We start from the raw sequence: 24,303 nt of genomic DNA, 5'->3' as shown, positions 1-24,303 counted from the left end.
ATGACCCGATTGAGGTCATCCGTTTTAGTGTCATTTGTTTAGTTCAAGCGCGAAAGAGATTGCAGACAATGCATAGAGCGGCGCCGTTTCAGACCGAAGAATGCGTGGACCGAAAGCACAGGCTGTCGCTCCCGCATCAATCAATTGCTTGATTTCTGTCACATCGAATCCACCTTCAGGTCCCGTGATGACGAGAAGGCGTTGTTTCGGTTTCAGTTGGTTTAATAATTGCGCGAACGCAGACTGTTCACCTTCTTTTGCCGACTCTTCATAAGCGATGATGACGACATCATAGCCATCGATTTTCTGATTGAGCTCTTTAGGAGAGATGTACGCGCAAGTCGGTACCACGGCACGATATGATTGTTCAGCCGCTTCTTGCATAATCTTTTGAATCCGTTCCACTTTTTTCGGAGCTTTTTTCCCGTCCCACTTGGCGACAGAACGGGTCGATTCGAACAACAAAAGATGGTGAACGCCAAGTTCGGTCGCTTTTTGAGCGACAAGTTCGACCTTATCACCTTTAGGAAGCGCGTAGGCGAGCGTAACCTCAATTGGTAACTCAGTCGTCGCCTGTCGTGTCGATAGAACCTTCGCTTCTCCAGATTTCCCCTCAAGCGATGTCACGACACACGCATATTCATTCCCCGCACCGTCCAAAAGGACCATCTCATATCCGGGACCTTGCCTTAGGACTGTACCGATATGATGAACCACATCTGGAGGAAGCCTCACCGTTTCACCTGCAAATGATTCTCGTGTCAAAAAGTAACGTTGCATGATTTACCCCTTCTTAGCGATAATCGCGACCCAATCTTCCATCACGCGTGTCTCTTCAATCTCAAAGCCTGCAGCGACCAAGGCGTTCGTTACTTCAGCTCGTTTCTCTCCGATAATTCCAGAAGTGATGAAGTGCCCACCAGATTTCGTACGCGCGTAAGCATCTTCGATGAAGAGAAGGATGACGTCGGCGAGAATATTCGCAACGACCAAATCGTACTCTCCTTCTACACCTTTTAATAGATCTCCCGTCGTCACTTGAACGAGCTGTTCGGCACCGTTCGTCTCTACATTTTGACGAGCCGCTTCTACTGCGACTGAATCTAAGTCGAGCGCCTTTACACTCGTTGCTCCAAGTTTAGCAGCCGCAATCGACAATACTCCTGAACCTGTACCAACATCGATGACATGGTCACCCTTTTGGATATAGTTCTCGATTGCCTGGATGCAGAGCATTGTCGTCGGATGTGTTCCAGTTCCAAACGCCATTCCCGGATCGAGGAGAATCACGTTCTCTTCCGGTTGCGGTGTATACTCTTCCCATAGAGGGACGATCGTCAACTGTTGTGAAATCTTGACTGGCTTATAGTATTGTTTCCAAGAGTGCGCCCAGTCCTCTTCGTCGATTTCAGCGACCGTGACTTCACCCGAACCAATATCAAGCATACTGCGAAGTCGTTCGATTTCTTTTCTCAAGTTCGAAAGCACATCTTGAAAATCACTTGAAGCTGGCACATATGCTTTGACGTGTACACCAGAAGTAGGATATGTTTCACGATCTGAAACGTCCCAAATCTCTCCGAAATGGTCTTCGGCCATCATTCGGTCAAAATCTTCGACGTCCTCGATGACGACACCTTGTGCCCCCACTTCGTGTAGTAAATTTGATACGGCTTCTACCGCAAGTTGTGTCGTGTGGACACAAATTTCAGACCATTTCATCGATTGCACACTCCTTTTTTAGTGACTAAAGAACTTTTTCATTTTTTGGAACATACCATGTTCCTCTTCTACCCCAGACTCACCGCTAATTTCTTCAAATTCACGAAGCAATTCCTTTTGACGATCTGTCATATGTTTCGGTGTCATCACGATGACACTGACAAATTGGTCACCGTTTGCGCCTCCGCGTAGGCTCGGCATCCCTTTTCCACGTAAACGGAATTTTGAACCGGTTTGTGTTCCCGCAGGTACTTTCAAACTCACGTTGCCATGAACAGTCGGGACTTCGATTTCTGCACCGAGAGCCGCCTGGGCGAACGTGACCGGCATTTCCATTGAAATGTGTTGGTCGACACGGTCAAAAATTTCGTGGGCTCTTACACGAATAACAACGTATAAGTCTCCCGCTGGTCCACCGTTCACACCCGGGCCGCCTTTTCCAGATAAACGAATCTGCTGACCGTTATCGATACCAGCAGGAATTTTAACTTCAACCGATTGCTTCTTCTTCACATGACCTGAACCATGGCAAGTCGAACATTTTTCTTTAATCGTCTTACCTGTACCATGACATTGACTACAAGGACGTTGATTGACCATACGACCAAGAACCGTATTTTGTTCGACTGTTTCGACTCCACTGCCGCCACATCGGTTACACGTTTCTGGTTTTGTTCCGGGTTTTGCCCCACTTCCCATACACGTATCACATTCGACTTCGATTTCGAGTTCAATCGTCTCAGTCTTCCCGGTCACACTCTCCATGAAATCAAGATCGACCACGTACTGATAGTCTTCTCCTCGTCGAGGTGCGTTTGGGTCTTGACGGCGTCCGCCGCCTCCGAAGAACATATCAAAAATATCTCCGAATCCGCCTTGGAAATCGCCACCGCCTCCGAATTGATTAGCTCCTTCAAAACCGAATCGGTCATATTGAGCCCGTTTCTGTTCATCAGAAAGCACCTCATACGCTTCACCGATTTCTTTGAACTTTTCAGCAGCATCTGCCTCTTGGTTGATGTCTGGATGATATTGACGGGCCAACTTACGGTATGCCCGCTTGATTTCTTGTGCTGAGGCCGACTTGTCGAGCCCTAGCACTTCATAATAATCTCGTTTCGCCACTTTTATCGCTCCTATCCTCACTAACTTCGTATCGATTTTACCGATTCTACCTTAACATGGAAAGAGCCAAAGCAGAAACCTGCTTTGGCGCTCTCCTTTACAACGGCTGGTTATTTACGGTCGTCGAGATCCTCAAACTCTGCGTCCACGACATCATCGTCCTGTTTCGCTTCTGTTTGTGGTTCTGCACCTTCAGCACCTTGCTGTTCAGCCATTTTAGCATATACTTTTTGTGTCAACTCTTGAACGACAGCTGATAATTCGTCTTTGGCTGTCCGGATTTCCTCAAGGTCTGAACCTTCGAGAGCCGTTTTCGTTTTTTCTTTCGCAGCTTCCGCTTTTTCTTTATCTGCCTCTTCGACTTGCTCGCCAAGGTCTTTGATTGCCTTGTCAGTCGCAAAGACGAGTTGGTCTGCTTCGTTGCGGAGCTCAGCTTCTTCTTTACGTTGGTTATCAGCTTCCGCGTTCGCTTCCGCTTCTTTCACCATGCGCTCGATTTCCGCTTCATCGATACCTGAAGAGGATTGAATCGTAATCGATTGTTCTTTGTTCGTACCAAGGTCTTTTGCCGATACGTGAACAATTCCGTTAGCATCGATGTCGAATTTAACTTCGACTTGCGGCACACCGCGTGGTGCCGGCGGGATGTCCGTCAATTGGAAGCGACCGAGCGTCTTGTTATCAGGCGCCATCGGACGTTCCCCTTGAAGGACGTGGATATCAACAGCTGGTTGGTTATCCGCTGCAGTCGAGAAGACTTGTGATTTTGATGTTGGGATTGTCGTGTTACGATCAATCAATTTCGTCATCACGCCGCCCATTGTTTCAATACCGAGTGAGAGTGGCGTCACATCAAGAAGAACGACATCTTTCACGTCACCTGCAAGAACCCCACCTTGGATGGCTGCACCGAGTGCAACAACTTCATCCGGGTTAACCCCTTTGAACGGCTCTTTCTTCGTAAAGTCGTGGATTGCTTTTTGAACGGCAGGAATACGTGTCGAACCGCCGACAAGAATGATCTTGTCAAGATCAGATGGTGTGAGTCCTGAGTCCTTCAAAGCACGGCGAGTCGGTTCCATCGTGCGTTCGACAAGATCGGCCGTCAACTCTTCAAACTTCGCACGCGTGAGTGTCATCTCCAAGTGGAGGGGACCTGCTTCACCAGCTGTGATGAACGGAAGACTGATGTGCGCACTTGTGACACCTGAAAGGTCTTTCTTCGCCTTTTCAGCCGCATCTTTCAAACGCTGAAGCGCCATCTTATCTTTTCCGAGGTCGATTCCGTTCTCTTTTTTGAATTCTGCAACGAGGTAGTCGATGATTTTTTGGTCGAAGTCATCTCCACCGAGACGATTGTCACCTGCTGTTGCGACAACTTCGAATACACCGTCACCAAGTTCAAGAATTGACACGTCGAACGTACCGCCACCGAGGTCATAAATCAAAATCGTGTGATCTTCACCTTTGTCTAAACCGTATGCGAGCGCAGCCGCTGTCGGTTCGTTGATAATACGTTTTACATCGAGACCAGCGATTTTACCTGCATCTTTTGTCGCTTGGCGTTCTGCATCATTGAAGTATGCAGGAACTGTGATGACTGCTTCCGTTACCGTTTCACCGAGATAGTCTTCAGCATCTTTCTTCAACTTTTGCAAGATGATTGCTGAGATTTCTTGTGGTGTGAATTTCTTATCGTCTACGTCAACCGTGTGTGATGTTCCCATATGACGCTTGATTGATTGGATCGTGTTCGGGTTTGTGATGGCCTGACGTTTTGCGACCTCACCTACCTGGCGCTCTTCACCTTTGAACGCGACAACAGAAGGCGTCGTACGGTTCCCTTCTGCGTTTGAGATGACGACCGCTTCGCCACCTTCCATTACTGCCACACATGAGTTTGTAGTCCCTAAGTCAATACCGATAATTTTACCCATCGTTCATTCCTCCATCTCGTTAAGTAATGTTATTCTGCAACTTTTACCATACTCGGACGAATAACTCGACCGTGCATCGTGTATCCTTTTTGAAGCTCCATCGTCACGATGCCTGATTCATACTTATCACTAGGCTCTTGCATGACTGCTTGATGGTAGTTTGGGTCGAACGGCTGTCCGACCGCCTCGATTGCTTCGACTTGCTCAACGTTCAAGACGTCGAGTAATTGACGATGAACCATGTCAACGCCCGCTTGAAGTTGCTTCGCATCTTCTGAAGTTGCCTCTACTTGAAGTGCTCGCTCAAAGTTATCAATAAGCGGAATCAATTTTTCAATGACAGACTGTGAAGCAAATTTGACGCGCTTAGCGTTCTCTTCGTTCGTCCGACGACGGAAGTTGTCAAAGTCGGCGCGAATTCGGAGCTCGCTCGCTTTCAACGCTTCGATTTCTTTTTGTAAGTCCGTCCCCTCAGAACTTTCTTCCACAATCTCAGCATTTAAAACCTCGTCTTCCGTTGATTCAGTTGACCCGTTCTCTTCTGTTTGTGTCGGGTCTACAGATTTTTCTTCAAGCACGTCTTCTTGCTCGCGCCCGTTTTGATGATCTGCTGTCATAGTAAAACTCCTTTCCGTCACTCATCTAGTTTCGTTCGTCGCAACGCTTCGATGATTTGCCCCATCATTTGGACCCCATGACGATAATCCATTCGAGTCGGACCGATCATAGCAATCGTTCCGAATGTTTTTCCGTCGAGTGTGTAATCCGAAGTGATGACACTGCAATTCTGAAGGGCGACAATTCCATTCTCGCTCCCAATGCTCACATAAATCTCGCGATTTGGCAACGATTCGAGCCAGTGGGTCAGCCGTTCCTGCTCATCTATCCATTCCAGAAACGGTCGTAACGTGTCAATGGTTTGGAATTCAGGCTGGTTAAAGATATTCTTTTTGCCTCCGAGATAAAGCGAGGACGGCGTTTGAATACCGACGGTTGATTGAATCAGTTGCATCATATTTTCGTATTGTTGTCGCTGAGCGAGTTGCAATTTCGCAACTTCTTCCCCGATTCGGACTTTCAATTGTCCAATCGACGTTCCGACGAGACGATCATTTAATAATCGAATCGTTTCCTCGATGACTTCAGGAGCTACACGTGATTCAAATATGACCGTTCGATGTTCGACATGGCCTTGGTCCGTGACAATGAGAACGACACCTCGTCGCTCATCTAATGGCATAAAGTCCACACGTGCCAACCTCTCCATTTGGCTATTTGGACCGAGGGCGACCGTTGTGTAACTGGTCAAATCAGAAAGGAGGTCTGCAGCTTGGCGAATCAGAATCTCAGACTCTTTTGAAGATTGTTTTAAACGTTCTTCTAAACGACCAGTCTCCCGCTCGTCGATAATCCGCTTCTCAACAAGATGGTCCACATAATATCGATATCCGACTTCAGACGGGATACGACCTGCAGAAGTATGCGGTTTTTCAATCAACCCCATGTCTTCCAAATCGGCCATATCGTTCCGAATCGTCGCTGAGCTAAACGTTAAGTCGTCTCGTTTCGACAATGTACGTGAACCGACTGGTTGAGCCGTCTGAATGTAATCGTCAATAATTGCTCGAAGAATGAGCAATTGGCGATCTGTCAGCACAACATCACTCCTCTCTGATAAAAGTTACCTCGATTTATTAGCACTCATATTTAACGAGTGCTAATCACACTTCAAATATTATCATGTTCTCACTATTTGTCAATTCATACACTCCGATTTTTTCACTTTTTTCTGGACTGCAAACCTGAAAAAGAAGAACCGTTTCGTTATGATAGAATATGAGGTGATAAAATGTTTACAACAAAACAATTTGAAGTATTTAAGCGTGAAGGACTCGATTCGAGGATGTCAGGAATTCGTTCTGATATTCAACCGCTTTTCCACAGGATTTATGACGAGGTCGGGCCAGAGCTTGAGGCGGATATCGGTATCCCTCTTTATTTGCATGTCGCAAAACATGCGCGCAGGACTGTGAATCCACCAAAAGATACATGGATGGCAATCTGCCATGATAAGCGCGGCTACAAGAAGCATCCTCACCTACAAGTCGGCCTCTTCGACGATCGTGTGTTCATCTGGCTCGCGTTTATCTATGAGATGCCGAATAAAAACGCGATTGCGAAGCGATTACAGCAGGTTGATTTCAAATCAACTTTCCCCGATTTCCACATCGCGGGAGACCATATGAAAAAAGAGGCGTTCCTCGTTGAAGATACGTCAAATGAAGACGTTCAAGCATTACTAGAACGATTCGGAAACGTCAAAAAGGCTGATTTCTTAATCGGGCGACAACTACCGGCCGATGCATCGATTCTTCAAAATGAGGATGCATTTCTTGCGTTGGTCGAAGATACGTTCGGTCGACTCACACCGCTCTATCGCGACCTTGTCTTATAATTCTACAATAAAATGGACAAGTTCCTCTTAAATAAGGGACTTGTCCATTTTTTATGAAGTGGCGTGATCGAGTTTCGCTTCCCCGATAAAGGCAGCGAATGCCTCATTGGCGAGCGGGAGACCAGACGCCGTCAAACGGATGTGTGAATCCGTACGCTCAATCAGTGCTTTATTCACTAAATCATCGATTACGTGACCAAACACATCATCGAGTGTTCGACCATATTTCTCGGCGAACGTCTGAAGCGAGACTCCAGAGCGCATGCGTAGTCCAAGAAATAGTTCTTCTTCCATTTTTTCCACTTCTTCAAGCTCATTCGCCCGCTTCACCGGGATTCCCTCTGCTTTAATATAGTGAGGGATCGGGGCAATATTGGCACGCCGCGTCCCGTTCAAGTAGCTGTGCGCGCCTGCACCGAATCCGTAGTACTCTTCGTTTCGCCAATAGACCTGGTTGTGACGGCTCTCCCGATCAGGCAGACTATAATTCGAAATCTCATACTGCTTGAGCCCATGACGCTCAAGCGTCTCCATCACCTTTAGATACATCTCTACTTCGACGTCTTCCCCCGGTAAACGGAGCTTGCCTTTTCGGTCTTGTATCGCAAACACGGTATGTGGCTCGAGAATCAAAGAATAAGAGGATACATGTTGAATCGGCAGTTGAAGGGCTAACGTCAAATCGCGGTCAATCTGCTCGAGCGTCTGTTCCGGTAAGCCGAACATGAGGTCAATCGAGATATTCTCAAAGCGTTTCGCCGCCTCGTTCACGGTTTCAAACACATCTTCCGCCCGATGTGTTCGACCGATTCGTTCTAGTCCACCATCATCGAATGTTTGCACCCCGAAGCTAAGCCGATTGACTCCCCCGGCTTTCATCGCATCAAGTTTTTCCGCGCTTACGAAATTCGGGTTCGCTTCCACCGAATATTCAAGGTCATCCGACGCGAGCGGTAGCAGGTGTCGACGGACCATGTCCATGAGCCGGACCATCTGCGCTTCGTTAAGTGCGGTCGGTGTCCCGCCTCCGATGAAAATCGTATCGATTCGCTCTGTCGGAAATGCTTCAAGTGTTAACATCATTTCTCGTTCTAATGCATCTAAATATTCCTCAACAGGTTGGTTTTTCAAAAACACCTTGTTGAAATCACAGTAATAACAAATATGTTCACAAAATGGAATGTGAAGATATACGGCTTTAGCCAATACGGCCACCCCTTTCTTCTCATTCCATTTATAACGCTTTTCGTTCATTCTTTCCAGCCTGCACCATCAATCGAATCGGTGAATGAACAGACCGCTCTTCAATTTCGGTTCGAACCAAGTCGATTTTGGAGGCATCTGTCCCCCGTCATCAGCCACACGCATCAGCTGAGACATCGTCGTTTCATGACACGTAAGGAGTAAGCGATCTGGTGACTTCACCAATTGCTCCAGCTCTGTTATCGATTGGTTCCCCCCAACGAAGTCGACTCTGGCATCAGTACGAATATCTGCGACGTTGAAATATGGAGTGAGGATATCACGCTGTAAGATTGCGACATCGAGAGCCGCATCCTCTTTTCGTTTCGTTATCCTGTAAAATTTCCCTCGATATGCAGCTCCAAATACTCCGTGTTCCTTTGGAAGGACAAGGCTATCCTCGGGCTTCACCTCGTAAGAAAATGACAGTCCTTCTAGCATATGCTCTACTTCTTCTGGGGCAATATGCGACAACAGTCGATGATAAGGCAAAATCATCAACTCATCGCTCGGAAACAGCACACCCAAGAAATGCGACCGCTCGTTTTTTTGCGCATCGTCTTTATTTATCCCCGCCACGACTGCCGCTGCTTTCGCACGATGATGTCCATCTGCAATATAGACGGACGGAATCGTCGCTCCAATCATCATGACTCGCGCAAGTTCGCGGTTCGGAATCATGAAGCCTTCGTGTTTTACACCACGCTCATCCGTAAATGAAAAGAGCGGGGGACCCTCTGTCGCACCATGTAAAATCTGTTTCAGGCTCGCGTGAGAGGGATGGCTGAGTAAAATTGGTCCAGTGTGTGCTTTTGTCGTCTGGACATGCTCGATTCGTTCCCGCTCCTTCGTCTCACGGGTATGTTCATGAATCTTGATTCGACCCGCTTCGTAGTCCATCACTGAAAACGTGGCGACCAACCCGGTCTGTTGATGCTGCTCTGATGTCAGCCGATACACATAAAATCCGTTTGGGTGATCTGTTAATTCGTGTTCATACAAGCGTTCTAACTCTTCTCGTGCAAGTTTTCCCCATTCATCAAGTGGAAGGTCTGACTGGAGTGCTTCCGGCTTATCGACAGCTAAAAATGAGTCACGGTTTTTTGAAAGGATTGCTTGTGCCTCTTCCACCGATACGACATCATACGGGTCTGCGGCGACATTTTCTGGATGTTTTGGCATGTATGGGCTGAACGGTTTAAATACGACCATAGTTTCCTCCTTAAAATTCTCGGACGCGAATGACGCCCTTGATTTCGTACAGTGCGTGAATCGATAACGGTTCATGTTCGAAGTTGTCTAAATCGATTAACGTATATGCCATTTCCCCACGGCTGCGATTGACCATATTATCAATATTCACTCCGTGTGATGCGAGCTCACCTGTGATTTGACCGACCATATTCGGGACATTCCGGTGTAAAATTCCAAGGCGACGTTTTCCAGTATACGGAAGTTCAACGTTCGGGAAATTGGCAGATGATCGAATGTTCCCTGTCTCAAGATACAATTTTAGCGTTTCGGCGGCTTGAATTGCACAGTTAACTTCTGATTCCCTTGTCGATGCGCCAAGATGAGGCAGTGCCATCACTTGCGGATGACCGATGAGCGCATGACGCGGGAAGTCGGTCACATACAATCCGACATGGTGATGAAACGCCTTTAGTAGATCATCATCTTTCACGAGCTCACCACGCGCAAAGTTTAAGACGGTCATGCCTGGTTTCATCCGTTCAAACCAACTTAAATCAATGCTGTACCGCGTCTCCTCTGTCAATGGCATATGAATCGATAACAAGTCGACCGCTCCGAGCACCTCACTCAAATGTTTGGCACGTGTTACATGTTTTGAGATATTCCAAGCGGCATCGACCGAGAGATGGGGATCGTATCCGATGACATCGACCCCAAGTTGGAGAAGATCGTTGGCAAGTGACGCACCGATAGCTCCGAGACCGATGATGCCTACTTTTTTCCCCCTCAACTCTGCTCCGAGGAACTGTCGCTTTTGTCGTTCCATCGCTTCCTCTAATTGAGATTGCGACTCTGATACTTGTTCGTTCACCCAAGTAAATCCCTTAAGAATGGGACGTACTGAGAGAACCATGCTAGCAAGGACGAGTTCCTTCACGGCATTCGCATTCGCTCCTGGTGTATGAAAAGCGACGATGCCTTGTTTTGCGAGTCGGTCGAGTGGAAGATTGTTCACACCTGCCCCGGCCCTTGCGATGGCAAGCAAGTGAGGTGGAATGGTTTCATCGTGTACATTATGACTTCTCAACACCCAGGCATCTGCTTGGTCTGATGCGTTGATGACATACTCACTCGACCCAAAACGCTTCAGACCGGCAGCAGCGATTTGGTTAAATGTTTTGATGTGATACATACGTCTCCTCCTCAAAAGCTTTCATGACTTCGACAAGGCGATCTACACCTTCGATTGGCATCGCGTTATATAAACTCGCGCGCAGTCCACCGACGGAACGGTGCCCACCCAGTTCATGCAATCCACGTTCCCGTGCAAATTGCTCGAAACGTCGATCACTTTCACTGTCACTTGTCGTGAACGGGACGTTCGTCAACGAACGACGCTTCCCCGACACAAGAGAAGAAAACAGATTCGATTGCTCAAGGAACGTATAGAGCGTCTCGCTTTTTTTACGGTTCAATCGTTCCATCGCTTCAACGCCTCCACAGTCCTCTATCCACTTCAACACACGTTCGGCCACATACATACTGAACGTCGACGGTGTATTAAATAACGTATCGACATGCGACGCATAATGAAGATAGCTTGGTAATTCAGCGGATTGAATCAAATCTCGACGTATAATAACGACCGTCAGTCCTGCAGGTCCGATATTCTTCTGGGCTCCGGCATATATGATGCCAAAACGTTCGACGTCGATCTGTTCGGCGAGAATATTGGATGACGCATCTGCGATGAGCGGGACGTTCGTTTCCGGAATGTCGGTGAACCGGGTTCCTTCAATCGTATTATTGAGTGTCACATGAAGATAATCCACCTCTTGAACCAGACTTTGGTCAAATGACATCTCACCCGTTTCGTCTATACGTGGATAGAGGAGATCGACCTGTCCGAAGAGTCGAGCATCTTTAATCGCTTTTTTAGACCAGATGCCTGTATCGACATAGGCAAATCGATTTCGCTTCCGCAAGTTCATCGGAATCATTGAAAACTGAAGGGTCGCCCCACCTTGAAGCCATAAGACCGCATAATTCTCAGGAATTTTCATGACTCTTCTGAGTCTCTCTTCAAGCGAGTCGACTATTTGTTGAAATGACTCGGAGCGATGACTCGTTTCAATAATCGAAATTCCTTCGTGCTCAAACGTCAGTAGATGTTGTTGCACCTCTTGCATCACTTCTTTTGGTAGCATGCCTGGGCCCGCGGAATATGTATACGTCGACACAGTGTTACCTCCTCTATAGACTGTCTAAGGGTGTAACCTTCCTTAAATGAAGTGCTATTTCCTGCCTAAAACAAAAAAACGCCCTGATCCGGAGATCAAGGCGACTGGCTATAATCATTCTTCGTCCATGGAAAGTACAGACATGAACGCTTCTTGTGGGACTTCGACCGACCCGACCATCTTCATGCGTTTCTTACCTTCTTTTTGCTTCTCGAGGAGTTTCCGCTTACGCGAGATATCTCCTCCGTAACATTTAGCCAAAACGTTTTTACGAAGGGCTTTAATCGTAGAACGGGCCACGATTTTTGTACCGACGGCAGCTTGAACCGGAACTTCGAACTGCATCCGCGGGATAAGTGCCTTGAGCTTCTCAACGATGACCTTCCCACGCTCATAAGCGAAGTCGCGGTGAACGATGAAGCTGAGGGCATCGACAACTTCGTTATTGAGCAAGATGTCCATCTTCACGAGACGCGATTGACGATAGCCAATCAATTCATAATCGAGAGACGCATAGCCTTTCGTGCTAGATTTCAACTGATCGAAGAAGTCATAAACGATTTCACTAAGTGGAATCTCATAAGTGATTTTAACACGTGTCGTATCGATGTATTGCATATCGATGAACGTCCCGCGTTTCTTCTGACAAAGCTCCATGATGGCACCAACATAGTCATTCGGTGTCATGACCGCTGCCTTGACGTATGGTTCTTCAATCGATTCAACTTTTTGTTGTTCCGGCATTTTTGATGGGTTATCGACATGGATGACTTCGCCTGAAGTCGTCGTCACGTGATAGATAACCGATGGTGCCGTCGTAATCAAGTCAATTCCAAATTCACGTTCAATCCGTTCCTGAATGATTTCCATGTGGAGCATTCCGAGGAACCCACAACGGAAACCGAATCCGAGCGCTTGTGACGTCTCAGGCTCAAACTCGAGGGCCGCATCGGAAAGTTGAAGCTTTTCGAGCGCCTCACGTAGGTCGTTGTAGTTGGCTGCATCAATCGGATACAATCCGCAGTACACCATCGGATTCATCTTACGGTAACCAGGAAGTTGTTCGGTTGACGGGTTCTTCGCCAATGTAATCGTATCTCCGACCCGAACATCCCCGACCGTTTTGATGGATGCAGAGAGCGTACCAACATCACCGACATTCAATTCTTTGACCGAGACCGGCTTAGGCGTCGACACACCGAGGTCAGTCACTTCGAACGTTTTCCCTGTCGCCATCATTTGAACTTTATCCCCTACTTTGACTGAGCCGTTGACGATTCGAATCGAAGCGACAACACCACGGTAGGCATCATAGTATGAGTCGAAGATCAATGCTTGTAACGGTTCTGACGGGTCACCCGTTGGAGGTGGGACAAGTTCGACGATTTGTTCAAGGATTTCTTCGATTCCGATTCCTGCTTTTGCAGAAGCCGGGACGGCATCACTCGCGTCAAGTCCGATAACATCTTCAATTTCTTGACGAACGCGCTCCACATCCGCTGATGGCAAGTCGATTTTATTGATGACCGGAATGATTTCAAGGTCGTTATCGAGTGCTAGGTAAACGTTCGCAAGTGTTTGTGCTTCAATACCTTGTGCAGCATCGACGACGAGAATCGCACCTTCACATGCCGCAAGCGAACGTGACACTTCATACGTGAAGTCGACGTGTCCTGGCGTGTCAATCAAATGAAGGATATACTCTTCTCCATCTTTTGCGGTATAGTTCAATTTGACGGCGTTCAGTTTAATCGTAATACCTCGCTCGCGCTCTAAATCCATTGCGTCGAGTGTCTGCTCTTTCATCTCACGAGCTGTGAGTGCACCAGTTTTCTCAAGAATACGGTCAGCGAGTGTCGACTTTCCATGATCGATGTGCGCGATGATGGAAAAGTTACGAATCTTCTTCTGACGATTCTCTAATTCTTGTTTGTTCATATATGGGTTCACCTATCCTTCTCATACATACCGTGTCATTATATCAAAATCCTAAAGTAATGTGTACGACCTACTACAACAATACCACAGATAGTTTTCAGAATAATCATCAAGTGGTTGCTTTTCATATAACCGTTTGCTACAATTGTGCTTGTTCTGTTGAATGATTACTTGAAGTAATAAGAACATACACTTTCTTGTTTCAGGAGGTGACAAACAATGGCAAACATCAAATCAGCAATCAAACGTGCAAAAACTTCTGAAAAGCGTCGTGTTGCAAACTCACATGAGAAAGCGGCAATGCGTACAGCAGTAAAACGTGTTGATGCTCTCGTACTCGAAGGAAACAAAGAAGCTGCTCAAGAAGCTTTCGTCCTCGCTACGAAGAAGCTCGACAAGGCTGCATCAAAAGGCCTTATCCACAAAAACAAAGCAGGTCGTGATAAATCACGCCTCGCAGCTCGTATCGCTGCTCTCTAATTAGAGACCACACGAAACAGCCGCCTCCTATCCGGAGCCGGCTGTTTTTTTGTACACCATGACGTAATGTGTACCGATTCCAGGGATGTCGAACGCCTCTCCGATTCGCACAAGACCGTTCCGCTCATAAAAACGAACGGCCACTTCACGGGCGTTACACCACCATGAGTCATCTAACTCTTCATGCAAAGCGTGTAAAAAACGAGAGCCAATGCCTTGCCCTGCCAGACACGGATCTGTCGCCATTCCGCGAAGCTGGAGCGGCACCGATTCGCCATCAATTTGTCTCGGTGACGTCATGACAGTCGCAACAGACTGTACATGCCCTTCGACCACCCAAGCAAAATGTCGAGTCGTCGAAGCTTCATCCCCTTCAAAATAACAAGCCTCAATCCCTTTACCTGGTCTGAGCACAACATGCCGAAGCGGAATCACATCCTCAATGGCTACTTGTTTGAATCCCATCTTCTCACCTCACAATAAAGCCAACTGACAAACAAGCGTATCGAACACGATTTGCTTGTCGCCGCGACCCGTCTTCATCGCTTCGTCCGCATCTGCGATCAAGGTCAAGGCTTGGGCGAGTTGCGCTTCAGAAAAGCCGCGGCTCGCTTGTGTCGCCAGTTTGATGGTGTACGGGTGAGCACCGATTTTTGATGCGATCTGTTTCTCTCCGTACCCCGCTTCCGTCAACTGCTTCGCCAAGTACATGTTTCGATATTGTCTTGCCAACAAGCCGAGAAGTCCAATCAACTCTTGCCCTTGCTTCTCTAAGTCACGTACTAACCGAAGTGCTGCATCGGCACGACGTTTGACGAGAAGCTCCGATAACTGAAACACGTTATCCTCTAGCGTTCTTGGCACCAAATCATTCACGATATCAATCGGAATCATGGCTCCTGGCCCTGCATACAATTGTAGCTTCTCTAATTCTCGGACTAATTTTCCCCAGTCATCCTGACATAAAAATAAAAGTCGCTCCATTGTCGCGCGCTCCATTTTTTGTTGTTCACGACTCAAAGCATCGTTCACGTATCGCATCAATTCAGCTTGGCTCGGCTTTTTCGCTTCTAATACGATGGCACGTTCTTTCAGACGCTTCACGATTTTCTTCCGTTCATCGAGTTTTTCCGACTCGATGATCAAGACAAGAACTGAGTAGGTCGCCGGTTGCACAACATATTCCGCCAGCCGATCAACATTTTGCTTTTGCTTCTCTTTCGTACCCGTCAAGAACTGGGCATTTTTCACGATAACCGTGCGATATTCACTAAAGAAAGGGACCGTCTCCGCTTCATCAAGTGCCGTATCGAGTGACGTCTCTTGAAGATCTAATTGCATGACATCAAATTGATCACCGGATGGGTTGGCTGCCTTCATGATTTCACGTTCCCACGTCTCTAACAAATATTTTTCGGTGCCATGGAGAACATAGACGCTCGCCAGTTTTCCATTATGTAACCACGGTTCATTCAAAACACACACCACTTTCACAATTTATTCTCATCTAAACATAGATTATCTTCCCATGATTCGCTATACTTATAAAGGAAGTATGATAAGGAGGGACCTAATATGCAAATTAACTCAGTTCGCCCACCGAGTGAAAACCCGTTTGAAAATGACGTTCAATGCAAACGTAACGACGCCATCGACTCTGCGATCGGCTTCATCGTCCCGTTTGGATTTTTCTTTACGATTTTCTTCATCGGTGTCATCATCAAATTCTTAAGCCTATAAGTTTTCAAACGATTGCCCCGGGGGAGCAATCGTTTTTTAGTGTATCACATTTAATCACATGCTACTCGATGATCCCCCGACACATCTTTTTTTCACAGACGATCATCCCATTTGTGTCAGTTCGTAATAAACGTCGTCCCGCAAGCCTTTGTAACGTCTCCTCATGTGGATGGCCATAGCGATTGTTTGCTCCGACGCTCGCGATTACCCATTCCGGATTGGTGCGTGCAAGCAACGCTTCGCCTGAAGACGTATTCGACCCATGATGCCCTAACTTAAATACATCGACGTCGAGTTTTGGTAGTGCTTCCTCTTCCTCAATCGGCAAATCACCTGTCAATAGATATTTCATGCCTCCTACGTTCATATAAAGGCTGATCGAATGACTGTTTTCGTCTTCATGTGGTTTATCCGGTGCAACAATCCACATCCAAGACATTGGTCGATCTCCTGCCTCGAGATAGCGGATGGACGATCCATAGTTTGCCGCTAACCGAAGAATCTCTTCACGTTTCTCTGCATTCACCACTTCTTTCGATAACCATATTTCCTTAACATGGACGAACTTTAATAACCCCTCTAAACCACCGATGTGATCATGGTCTGCATGGGTAAGCATGACGAAATCGAGTGACCGCTCTCCTCGCTTCCATATATAAGGAGCTACAACGTCTGCCCCTGGGTCATATACCGTTCGCTTTTGCTCATTCGGGTCTTGGAATACTCCACCGACATCAATTACACCGATTGTTTCCCCTGATTCTACAACAATCGCATCGCCTTGACCGACATCTAAAAATGTCACCCGTGGAGACTCTGACCAGTCGGACCATCCAGCGACTAATCCACACGTCATAATCGCCACTATCCATCCAATGCATCGTTTTTGTTCGATGATAATGAAGCTTATCCATATCCCAACCCATAAAACGACTTGGTACGGGAATGTGAGTTCGTGCAACGGCGTCCACAGTCGACCAGCATTGTGGATTGAGAAAATCCCGTTTATCGCATCCAAAACACTCATGAACAAAGGGGCGGTCTTCGGAACCAACCAGCTGACGAGAGCCAGAGGTATCATTACCCATGATATACAAAAAGCCATCACGATATTTAATAACGGTGCAACGATAGATAAAATCGGTTGAACTTGCCAGAGGACCAATAAACCAAACAACTGCGCGAATACAGACAATTCCAACAACCCAGTCCAGATTTTTCTCGTGACTAATAAGAAAAAAGTCATGCCTACCGTTAATTGAAACCCTAAGTTTGAGAGAAGGTGTGGTTGAAAGGCAAGCATGGCGGTCGCGCACCAACTTAGCAGGCGGATTGGGTCCCTTACCGATACACCAAATAAAGAAAGGATTAGCAACACATCTGCCACGAGGACAGCTCTTGCGACCGGTGGTGAGAAGCCTGTCAGCCATCCGAACGCCGTAATCGTCAATAGAGTCAACATCGTCTTCGTCTCTCGTCGAATCGGGATTGGTCGAAACATTGTTTGAAGGGCAACAATCAGCAGGGCAATGTGTGAACCTGAAATGACGAGAAGATGCAGGAGACCCGTCACTCGATATGAAAAAGAGGTTTGTTCATCAAGCATCCGACTCTCACCGAACAATAAGGCCTCTATGTATAGCGCGACATCACCGCGATATTGTTGTTCAATCTGTTGGAGACGTCTTTCTTTCCACCTCAGCATCCAACCGTCCATCCCTGCTGTCGGACGGCACTCGTCGATTCGCTTGATCTTTCCTTTAAAGGATAAGTTCGCGCTTGCCGCCAATTTCTGTTCGTCAAATCCTCCGATGTTCCGTAGCGGCTGAAACGGTTCGTGTTCAATTTCTACGAGACAAGTCTCACCAGGTCTACCAATAGAGAGATCTCTCCCCCGCAACACACCTTGATGAGTTGCCACGTTCCCATATAATCGGGTCGTTTTCCCGTTCTCTTTACGACTTTCAATCGAAAACACCACTTTGTCTGTCGGTGTCCATTCCGCTGTATCGGCGTGCAACCATGCAATCAGGACGAAGAGAATAACACCGAGTTTCGCGTACAGATGTTGTCCGCCTCGTGACGCAACGTATAACACACCGGAGACGATTGTGACGATGTAGACTCCTTCAGTCAATCCGATCACCATCAATACCGCAAATAGTGGAAATAACGGCATCTCATGGTACCAATAAGTAAGGTTTCATACTTTCTAATGTCTTCTCTCCAAATCCTTTCACATTACCTAAGTCCTCGTATGATTTAAATGGACCATTCTCTTTCAGGTGGTTCAGAATCGCGTCTGCTTTAGCAGGACCAATTCCAGGGACCGACATTAACTCGTCTTTCGTGGCACTATTCACGTGTACCCCATTTGGTTCCAGCTCTGTGCTTGGTACCTCTTGCGCAACAGGGGCATCCCCTTTTTTCGGTACGATGATTTTCACCCCGTCCACGAGTAGTTGCGCCAAGTTTAACTGTTCCGGGTCAGCTTCATCTGTTAATACTGCCAATGAGAGAACATCCCCGACTCTTGCGCCTTCTGGCACGGTATAGACGTTCGGAGACTCGACCGCGCCTGTGACATAGACGACGATTTCTAATCGCTCTACTGTCTCAGACGGAACCACTTCTTCTGATTCTACAACGAATTCATCGACGACACGTTCTTCTGATTCTTTATTATAAAATAAATAACCAACACCTAAAAACAGGACGACGACAACACCGATGATGACCTGCTTCCACTTTTCCAAGACGATTCTCCCCCTGTTTCGACTATTGAATCTAGTATGCCGAATCCAGAGTGACTACACTTTTCCCGTTCTCGATATTAATCTATTCTCAACAAAGTCGTTTGACTGCCTGCTATGTACCCGACCTTCATACAATCTGAAAGATAATCATCCATTTTCTTACTACAATAAATTAAGGACCCGAAACATTCGAGACAACAAAAAACCGAAAACCAATGAGTGGTCTTCGGTCCTTCTGCATACGGATGATTATTCTTCTTCGAAATGCTGAACCTGGTCAGCGAGTGCTGCTGCTTGTCCTTCTAACTCTTGCATTAACGTAAAGATTTGATCGAAGCTCGCTTGTTGCTCTTTCATCGAGGCTGCCACTTCTTCGTTACCAGCCGCCAATTCTTCCGTCACGCCAGATACTTCTTCGACACGACGTAAGACATTGTTTACTTCGTTACTTGATGTGAGCATCTCTTGTTCAATCGTACGGACAAATGAAGCGACATGATCTGTACGTTCATGGATGCGATTGAACGCTTCTTTCGTCAATCCAAACGCTTCGAGTTGCGCTTCCTGCTCACGCTTCGACTCATTCACCGTCTCTGTCAAACGAACAACTTCTTGTTGGATTGTCTCAACGACATGGAAAATCGAACGGGTCGCCTTATTACTCTCTTCCGCCAACTTCTTCACTTCACTTGCTACAACAGCAAACCCTCGTCCCGCTTCACCTGCACGGGCCGCTTCAATTGCCGCGTTGAGGGCAAGTAAGTTCGTCTGAGCCGCGACATCTTCGACAAGCTTCGCCATCGCTTCAATCTCTGCTGTTTGTCTTGCAAAGTGATCCATACGCGTGACAAGCACTTCATTTCGTTCACTTGAACGGTCTAAGATCTGTTCTTGATCGGTTAATGTATCAATCCCCGTCGCTACTTCACGTGTCATTTCTGACGTTTCTTCAGTCGTCTGTTTCGTTTGATTCAAACTCGTCTCAAACGAAGTCGCCATCGTGTGAACTGAACTGAGCGTTTCCTGCAATTCATTGGCGATGGATTGCGCACCGTGTGCCATTTCATCAACCGCGTTTGTAATGTTCGAGGTCGTACTGACGACCGCTTCATTTTCAGAAGCTGCTGTTTCTGTCATGCCATTCACTTTCATAGACGTGACACGAATGGAGCCGATTACCGTTTGAAGTGACGCCGTCATATCGCGCATCGCACGCTCTAGACGTCCAATTTCATCATTGCGAGTAGACTCAGGCAACGTGACGAGACGTCCCGCTGCGATGGCTTCCGCCACTTTCACGTTACGCTTGAGCGGTCGAGTGATCGAACGAGCAAAGAAGAAGTTATAAATCCCGAGCGTTAAGATGACAAGGATTGTCAGGAGAACAGAAATCAACAATAGACGTTCAGTCTCATCTGCTGCTTCAACTTGAAGTGCTTCATAAAATGAACCGTTCTTCGCAATCAACGTATTCACATCATTTAATAAGCCTTCCAATTTTGCTGCCTGAATTCGGGCAGCGATGCCCCCTTCAAGGGCAGATTCCACATCTTCGTTCGCTTTCTCATACTTCATGGTTGCACGGTCTAAATGATTCGAAAATGCCGGAATCAAGTAAGATTGTTTCAAGTCTTCAAACGTCTCCGCGTTCGTCACACGGATGCGTTCAAGTTGTGTAAGTGTAGATTGATTCGATTGCTCTCCGAGTGACGTCCAGAGCGACTGTTCCTGTAAGAGCGACGTCTCTAGCTGGGACAATTCAATCATTTGACTTCCATACTGTTCATTGTAAGTCTGTAAACGGTTCAAGGTCGACAAGACATAAGTCATCATAAGTACGATCAAGACGACAGTGAACACGGTTGAAAAGATAAATCGTTTACGCAAACTCATTACAGTGTCCCCTCCTTCAACTGACGTTCTACCGATTCATACTCGGATGCTTCTTTCTCATCCCACTGAATGCGGCGAAGTGGGGCTAATCCGACGCCGCCTTCTTCAATCCCAAGAATGATATGGTCATTAAATGGTTTTTCGGTAACACGACCAGCGATTTCTACAATCGCCAAATCGACTTGCTTTAACATCGAAGTGACGACCGCATCGGGGGCAATCATGGATTGGTCACTATCGACCCCGATTGCTTTAACCCCATATTTTTCAGCTGTCTCGAGTACGCCAACACCTGTCAACCCGGCCGCAGCATAGAGCACGTCTGCTCCTTCTTCAATCTGTTTCTCGGCAAGTTCACGACCGAGTTCTGGTGAAGCAAAATCATTTGAGAAATCAACGAGTATCTCAACGTCCTCGTTCACAGATTTCGCCCCACGTTCAAATCCTGCTTCAAATTTCTGAATGAGTTCAATATCCATCCCACCGATAAAACCAATTGTCTCAGACTCTGTCTCAAGACCAGCAACTGCGCCGGCAAGCGTACTGCCTTCACCTTCTTCAAATGTGATGTTCAAGACGTTCGGAAGTGCTGACACGCCATCGATGAGAGCAAATTGTTGATTCGGATGCTCTGCCGCTACCGTTTCTAGCTCTTCCTGACAAGCAAAGCCAAGACCGACGATCACATCATGTCCTTCTTTTACCAGCTCTTCGAACCCGACTTGATACGTCTCTGTCTCTGATAATTCACGATAATCAACGAACCAACCGCCCGTTTCACGTAACTCGCCCATACCACGCATCGCAGCATCACTGAATGATTGGTCCCCGAGACCCACATCAGATAAGACGACACCCATCGACTGACGTTCCTCTACAGTGGCATTCGGGTCGTCAATTACCGACTGACAGCCGGATAACCAGAGTGCACTCGCCATGATCGTACTAAACATTATGTTTTTCTTCATGTATTCCATTCTCCCTCTCTATTGGTCTGACAACTCTTATATCGACCGAGAGGGCTTTGTTCTCCATGCTTTTTTTTAAAAGTTGTGGGAATAAAAATGAGCCATAGACATTGTCCATGACTCATGTTGTTTATTCTTTTGATGCAGCGACTGTTGAATCGACTAACCCTTGCTCAGATACTGGTGTCTTCGCAACGTTCCCTTTTCCGGCAAAGTTTTCGAGCAAGTCTTTCATATCGATGCCCGATGATGCTTTTAATGTTTGTTGTAGCGATGCCATAAGATCGGTAGCATATCCTGTCACTTTCCCAGCACCACCATTCTGACCACCGCCTGTATCGACGACTGTGATTTGATCGATGTTACCAAGTGGCGCAGCAATCTCCTTCGCATAGTCAGGAAGCATCTTGACGACCATATCGAGGATTGCAGCTTGTCCGTATTGAGAGAAGGCTTCGGCAATTTTCTCTTTCGCTTCCGCTTCAGCAAGACCGGTCAAGCGAATAATTTCAGCTTCCGCTTCACCTTTCGCACGTTCCGAATCGGCTTCAGCAAGACCGGCCAACCGAACACGTTCAGCGTCCGCTTTCGCTTGGGCTTCAATGCGATATTTTTCTGCATCGGCGCCTGCGATTTGACGCGCTTTATCCGCAGCTGCTGATTGTTCGATCGAGTAACGGTCCGCATCGGCTTTTTTCTTCACTTCTGAATCGTATTGCTTCTCACGACGCATAATTTCCTTCTCTTCGAGCTCGATTTGTTTTTGACGCTCGATGATTTGAACTTGCATCTGTTGTTCAGTAACTTCTTGTTTCGCACGTGCTTCTTCAAGCTCATACGCCTGGTCGGCCCTAGCTTTGGCGACGTCTTGTTCACGACGGTAAGCCGCAATCCGGAGCTGGTTTTCTTTTTCTGCCTCAGCAATTTCAGACGCGCGCTCGAGCTCTGCCTTCTTCGCATCTTTCATGGCTTCCGCCTGTTTGATACGCGTCTCTTTGTCCGCTTCCGCTGTCGCGATATCGGCATCACGCTTTACTTGTGCAATACGAGGCTTTCCGAGTGATTCTAAATAACCGTTCTTATCTCGAACATCTTTGATGGTAAACGATACGATGATCAATCCCATCTTCGCCAAATCTTGTGATGCAACGCGTTGCACTTCTTGAGAGAACTTGTCACGATTTTTATAAATCTCTTCGACCGTCATTGACCCTAAAATCGAACGTAAATGTCCTTCAAGTACTTCTCGCGCTTCGTTCTCACGTTCAATTTTAGGTTTACCGAGGAACTGTTCAGCCGCTGTCGCAATTTCACTGATTGAACCGCCGATTTTAATGATGGCTGTCCCATCCGCCATGACCGGTACACCTTGTTCTGTGTATACTTCAGGTGTCGTGACTTCTAATTTGCTCGAGAGCAAGCTGAGTGGTTCTGCTTGTTGGAATACGGGAAGGACGAAAGTACCGCCACCGCGAATAATTTTGACACGATTTCCGGATGCGTCACTATGTACATTTTTTTTGCCTAAATAACTACCTGTTACAATCAAAGCTTCATCAGGTCCGACTGTGCGATATTTCAATACGAATACAAACACGAGTGCGAGGATGATGACCCCGACGATGATGCTGACTAAAATAGCCGTATTCATGTGTTATTTCTCCTCTCGAATCGTAGGTTCGTCATATATCATGACGATTGCAATATTGCCTTTCACTTCAATGATGACTACTCGATGATCAGTCGAAATCGTTGTCCCGTCCATACTTTGGGCTGTCTTCAAAAGAGATCCAGTCACCGTCTCAATCATGACTTCGCCGTATCCCCCTTCAGGAATAGGGACAGTCAGTCGACCGACTCGTCCAATTAATGCCTCATCCGTCAAACCGATTGATTCTTCAGCATTTGATAGTGGTAACAGGACAAACAAGTAAAGCAGCGTTGTCAATGCGAAAGATCCAACTAACGCGACAGCGAGTCCAATCATCGGAGAGACATGCGCCAAAGCATTTAAAATAAGTCCGATTCCTGCTCCAAGCGCCAAGAAAGATAAGATAACCGCAGGGTTAAACCATCCCTCAAACATATCGAACGCATCGGAGAACAACATGTAAATAAAGGTTCCAAAACCAGCGATGATCAACACCCACCAATACAGTTGATCGATTGCTTCCATTACCACTCCTCCTGTCGACGTCTTCGTTCCATCATCAACACACGCCGAAGTTGTTCGACTTCTAGTGCGAGCTTATCTTCAATCGCATCCCATTCTGAAAGCGGTGACGTGGATAAGTCGTTCGCTTCCCGAGCCCGACCGATGGACCGTTCAATACGTCGTCGATTGTAAAGGTCGACAAGTTCTTGACGTTCAAGTCGCATCATGTTTAAAAAATATTCAACTTCTTTTTGAACTTGAATAACTTGTTCCGTCACGTCCTCAGAAGAATCTTGCATCAGTAGCCGACGCACTCTCACTTGATGAGCCACTAATTTAGCAATCCTCGCCTCGAGTTCGAGAATGTGCTTGTATAATTCCTCTACCTCATCTTGATGCGTGTCATCGCGCCACCACACGTCCACCTCACCTCACTTTTCTCTAATCACTTTCATATA

At 47.0% G+C, this 24,303-nt stretch carries 23 protein-coding genes; 3 read left to right on the top strand and 20 right to left on the bottom strand.

The window, feature by feature from the left end; translation table 11 throughout:
- Positions 1-30: 30 nt before the first annotated feature.
- The 6 genes from KNO96_RS00395 to hrcA form a co-directional block, all read right to left on the bottom strand.
- Complete coding sequence (locus KNO96_RS00395; RefSeq protein ID WP_026825655.1) at positions 31-780, bottom strand: 16S rRNA (uracil(1498)-N(3))-methyltransferase; 750 nt, start codon at positions 778-780, stop codon at positions 31-33.
- A gap of 3 nt (positions 781-783) precedes the next feature.
- Positions 784-1,722, bottom strand: a complete 939-nt coding sequence (prmA, locus tag KNO96_RS00390; RefSeq protein WP_214701816.1) for a 50S ribosomal protein L11 methyltransferase — start codon at positions 1,720-1,722, stop codon at positions 784-786.
- Positions 1,723-1,740: 18 nt separating this feature from the next.
- Positions 1,741-2,847, bottom strand: coding sequence for a molecular chaperone DnaJ (gene dnaJ / locus KNO96_RS00385; RefSeq protein ID WP_026825653.1), 1,107 nt, complete (start codon positions 2,845-2,847; stop codon positions 1,741-1,743).
- A 110-nt stretch (positions 2,848-2,957) separates the two neighbouring features.
- Positions 2,958-4,784, bottom strand: coding sequence for a molecular chaperone DnaK (gene dnaK / locus KNO96_RS00380; RefSeq protein WP_026825652.1), 1,827 nt, complete (start codon positions 4,782-4,784; stop codon positions 2,958-2,960).
- Between the two features lie 29 nt (positions 4,785-4,813).
- On the bottom strand, positions 4,814-5,401 hold the full coding sequence (gene grpE, locus KNO96_RS00375; RefSeq protein ID WP_026825651.1) for a nucleotide exchange factor GrpE: 588 nt from the start codon (positions 5,399-5,401) through the stop codon (positions 4,814-4,816).
- A 17-nt stretch (positions 5,402-5,418) separates the two neighbouring features.
- Positions 5,419-6,441, bottom strand: coding sequence for a heat-inducible transcriptional repressor HrcA (gene hrcA / locus KNO96_RS00370; protein WP_026825650.1), 1,023 nt, complete (start codon positions 6,439-6,441; stop codon positions 5,419-5,421).
- 192 nt (positions 6,442-6,633) lie between these two features.
- On the opposite strand from hrcA, the gene KNO96_RS00365 reads away from it, so the two are divergent.
- On the top strand, positions 6,634-7,239 hold the full coding sequence (locus KNO96_RS00365) for a DUF1054 domain-containing protein (RefSeq protein WP_214701814.1): 606 nt from the start codon (positions 6,634-6,636) through the stop codon (positions 7,237-7,239).
- A 51-nt stretch (positions 7,240-7,290) separates the two neighbouring features.
- Here the strand turns inward: KNO96_RS00365 and hemW are convergent, their stop codons facing one another.
- From hemW to lepA, 5 genes are all read right to left on the bottom strand, one after another.
- Positions 7,291-8,493 carry a radical SAM family heme chaperone HemW gene (gene hemW / locus KNO96_RS00360; RefSeq protein WP_051545966.1) on the bottom strand — a complete coding sequence of 401 codons (1,203 nt, stop codon included), beginning with the start codon at positions 8,491-8,493 and terminating at the stop codon, positions 7,291-7,293.
- 18 nt (positions 8,494-8,511) lie between these two features.
- Positions 8,512-9,693 carry a DUF1015 domain-containing protein gene (locus tag KNO96_RS00355; protein WP_214701812.1) on the bottom strand — a complete coding sequence of 394 codons (1,182 nt, stop codon included), beginning with the start codon at positions 9,691-9,693 and terminating at the stop codon, positions 8,512-8,514.
- Positions 9,694-9,703: 10 nt separating this feature from the next.
- The gene (locus KNO96_RS00350) at positions 9,704-10,867 is read right to left on the bottom strand and encodes a phosphoglycerate dehydrogenase (protein ID WP_026825646.1); all 1,164 of its coding nucleotides are present in this window, start codon (positions 10,865-10,867) and stop codon (positions 9,704-9,706) included.
- Positions 10,845-11,882 (bottom strand): 3-phosphoserine/phosphohydroxythreonine transaminase, encoded by a 1,038-nt coding sequence (serC, locus tag KNO96_RS00345; protein ID WP_051546015.1) that lies wholly within the window; start codon positions 11,880-11,882, stop codon positions 10,845-10,847. The genes KNO96_RS00350 and serC overlap by 23 nt, the downstream gene beginning before the upstream one ends.
- Positions 11,883-12,029: 147 nt before the next feature.
- Positions 12,030-13,853 carry a translation elongation factor 4 gene (gene lepA / locus KNO96_RS00340; protein WP_214701810.1) on the bottom strand — a complete coding sequence of 608 codons (1,824 nt, stop codon included), beginning with the start codon at positions 13,851-13,853 and terminating at the stop codon, positions 12,030-12,032.
- Between the two features lie 219 nt (positions 13,854-14,072).
- Between lepA and rpsT the strand changes: the two genes are divergently transcribed.
- Entirely contained in the window at positions 14,073-14,333 is a 261-nt protein-coding gene (gene rpsT, locus KNO96_RS00335) for a 30S ribosomal protein S20 (protein WP_026825643.1), read from the top strand.
- A gap of 27 nt (positions 14,334-14,360) precedes the next feature.
- On the opposite strand, the gene KNO96_RS00330 is transcribed toward rpsT, so the two are convergent.
- The gene (locus tag KNO96_RS00330) at positions 14,361-14,798 is read right to left on the bottom strand and encodes a GNAT family N-acetyltransferase (RefSeq protein ID WP_026825642.1); all 438 of its coding nucleotides are present in this window, start codon (positions 14,796-14,798) and stop codon (positions 14,361-14,363) included.
- A gap of 9 nt (positions 14,799-14,807) precedes the next feature.
- Entirely contained in the window at positions 14,808-15,818 is a 1,011-nt protein-coding gene (gene holA / locus KNO96_RS00325; protein WP_353047583.1) for a DNA polymerase III subunit delta, read from the bottom strand.
- 90 nt (positions 15,819-15,908) lie between these two features.
- Between holA and KNO96_RS00320 the strand changes: the two genes are divergently transcribed.
- Positions 15,909-16,073, top strand: coding sequence for a YqzM family protein (locus KNO96_RS00320; RefSeq protein WP_012726678.1), 165 nt, complete (start codon positions 15,909-15,911; stop codon positions 16,071-16,073).
- 61 nt (positions 16,074-16,134) lie between these two features.
- Here the strand turns inward: KNO96_RS00320 and KNO96_RS00315 are convergent, their stop codons facing one another.
- The 7 genes from KNO96_RS00315 to KNO96_RS00285 all read right to left on the bottom strand — a co-directional run bounded on the left by KNO96_RS00315 (position 16,135) and on the right by KNO96_RS00285 (position 24,264).
- Positions 16,135-18,252: a DNA internalization-related competence protein ComEC/Rec2 gene (locus KNO96_RS00315; protein WP_214701806.1), complete on the bottom strand. Its 2,118-nt coding sequence runs from the start codon at positions 18,250-18,252 to the stop codon at positions 16,135-16,137.
- A gap of 1 nt (position 18,253) precedes the next feature.
- Entirely contained in the window at positions 18,254-18,829 is a 576-nt protein-coding gene (locus KNO96_RS00310; protein WP_214699093.1) for a helix-hairpin-helix domain-containing protein, read from the bottom strand.
- 249 nt (positions 18,830-19,078) lie between these two features.
- Positions 19,079-20,722, bottom strand: coding sequence for a methyl-accepting chemotaxis protein (locus tag KNO96_RS00305; RefSeq protein ID WP_214701804.1), 1,644 nt, complete (start codon positions 20,720-20,722; stop codon positions 19,079-19,081).
- Positions 20,722-21,690 carry a BMP family lipoprotein gene (locus KNO96_RS00300; protein ID WP_214699096.1) on the bottom strand — a complete coding sequence of 323 codons (969 nt, stop codon included), beginning with the start codon at positions 21,688-21,690 and terminating at the stop codon, positions 20,722-20,724. Before KNO96_RS00300 ends, KNO96_RS00305 begins: the two co-directional genes overlap by 1 nt.
- Positions 21,691-21,820: 130 nt before the next feature.
- Positions 21,821-23,341, bottom strand: coding sequence for a flotillin lipid rafts scaffold protein FloT (locus tag KNO96_RS00295; protein ID WP_026825636.1), 1,521 nt, complete (start codon positions 23,339-23,341; stop codon positions 21,821-21,823).
- Between the two features lie 3 nt (positions 23,342-23,344).
- Positions 23,345-23,866, bottom strand: a complete 522-nt coding sequence (locus KNO96_RS00290) for an NfeD family protein (RefSeq protein WP_026825635.1) — start codon at positions 23,864-23,866, stop codon at positions 23,345-23,347.
- Positions 23,866-24,264, bottom strand: a complete 399-nt coding sequence (locus KNO96_RS00285; protein ID WP_026825634.1) for a hypothetical protein — start codon at positions 24,262-24,264, stop codon at positions 23,866-23,868. Before KNO96_RS00285 ends, KNO96_RS00290 begins: the two co-directional genes overlap by 1 nt.
- Positions 24,265-24,303: the final 39 nt, after the last annotated feature.

This window comes from Exiguobacterium sp. s89, assembly GCF_018617735.1.
Lineage (GTDB): Bacteria > Bacillota > Bacilli > Exiguobacteriales > Exiguobacteriaceae > Exiguobacterium > Exiguobacterium marinum.
The sequence above is the reverse complement of the archived record's forward strand: the minus strand, read 5'-3'. Positions and strand labels throughout refer to the sequence as shown.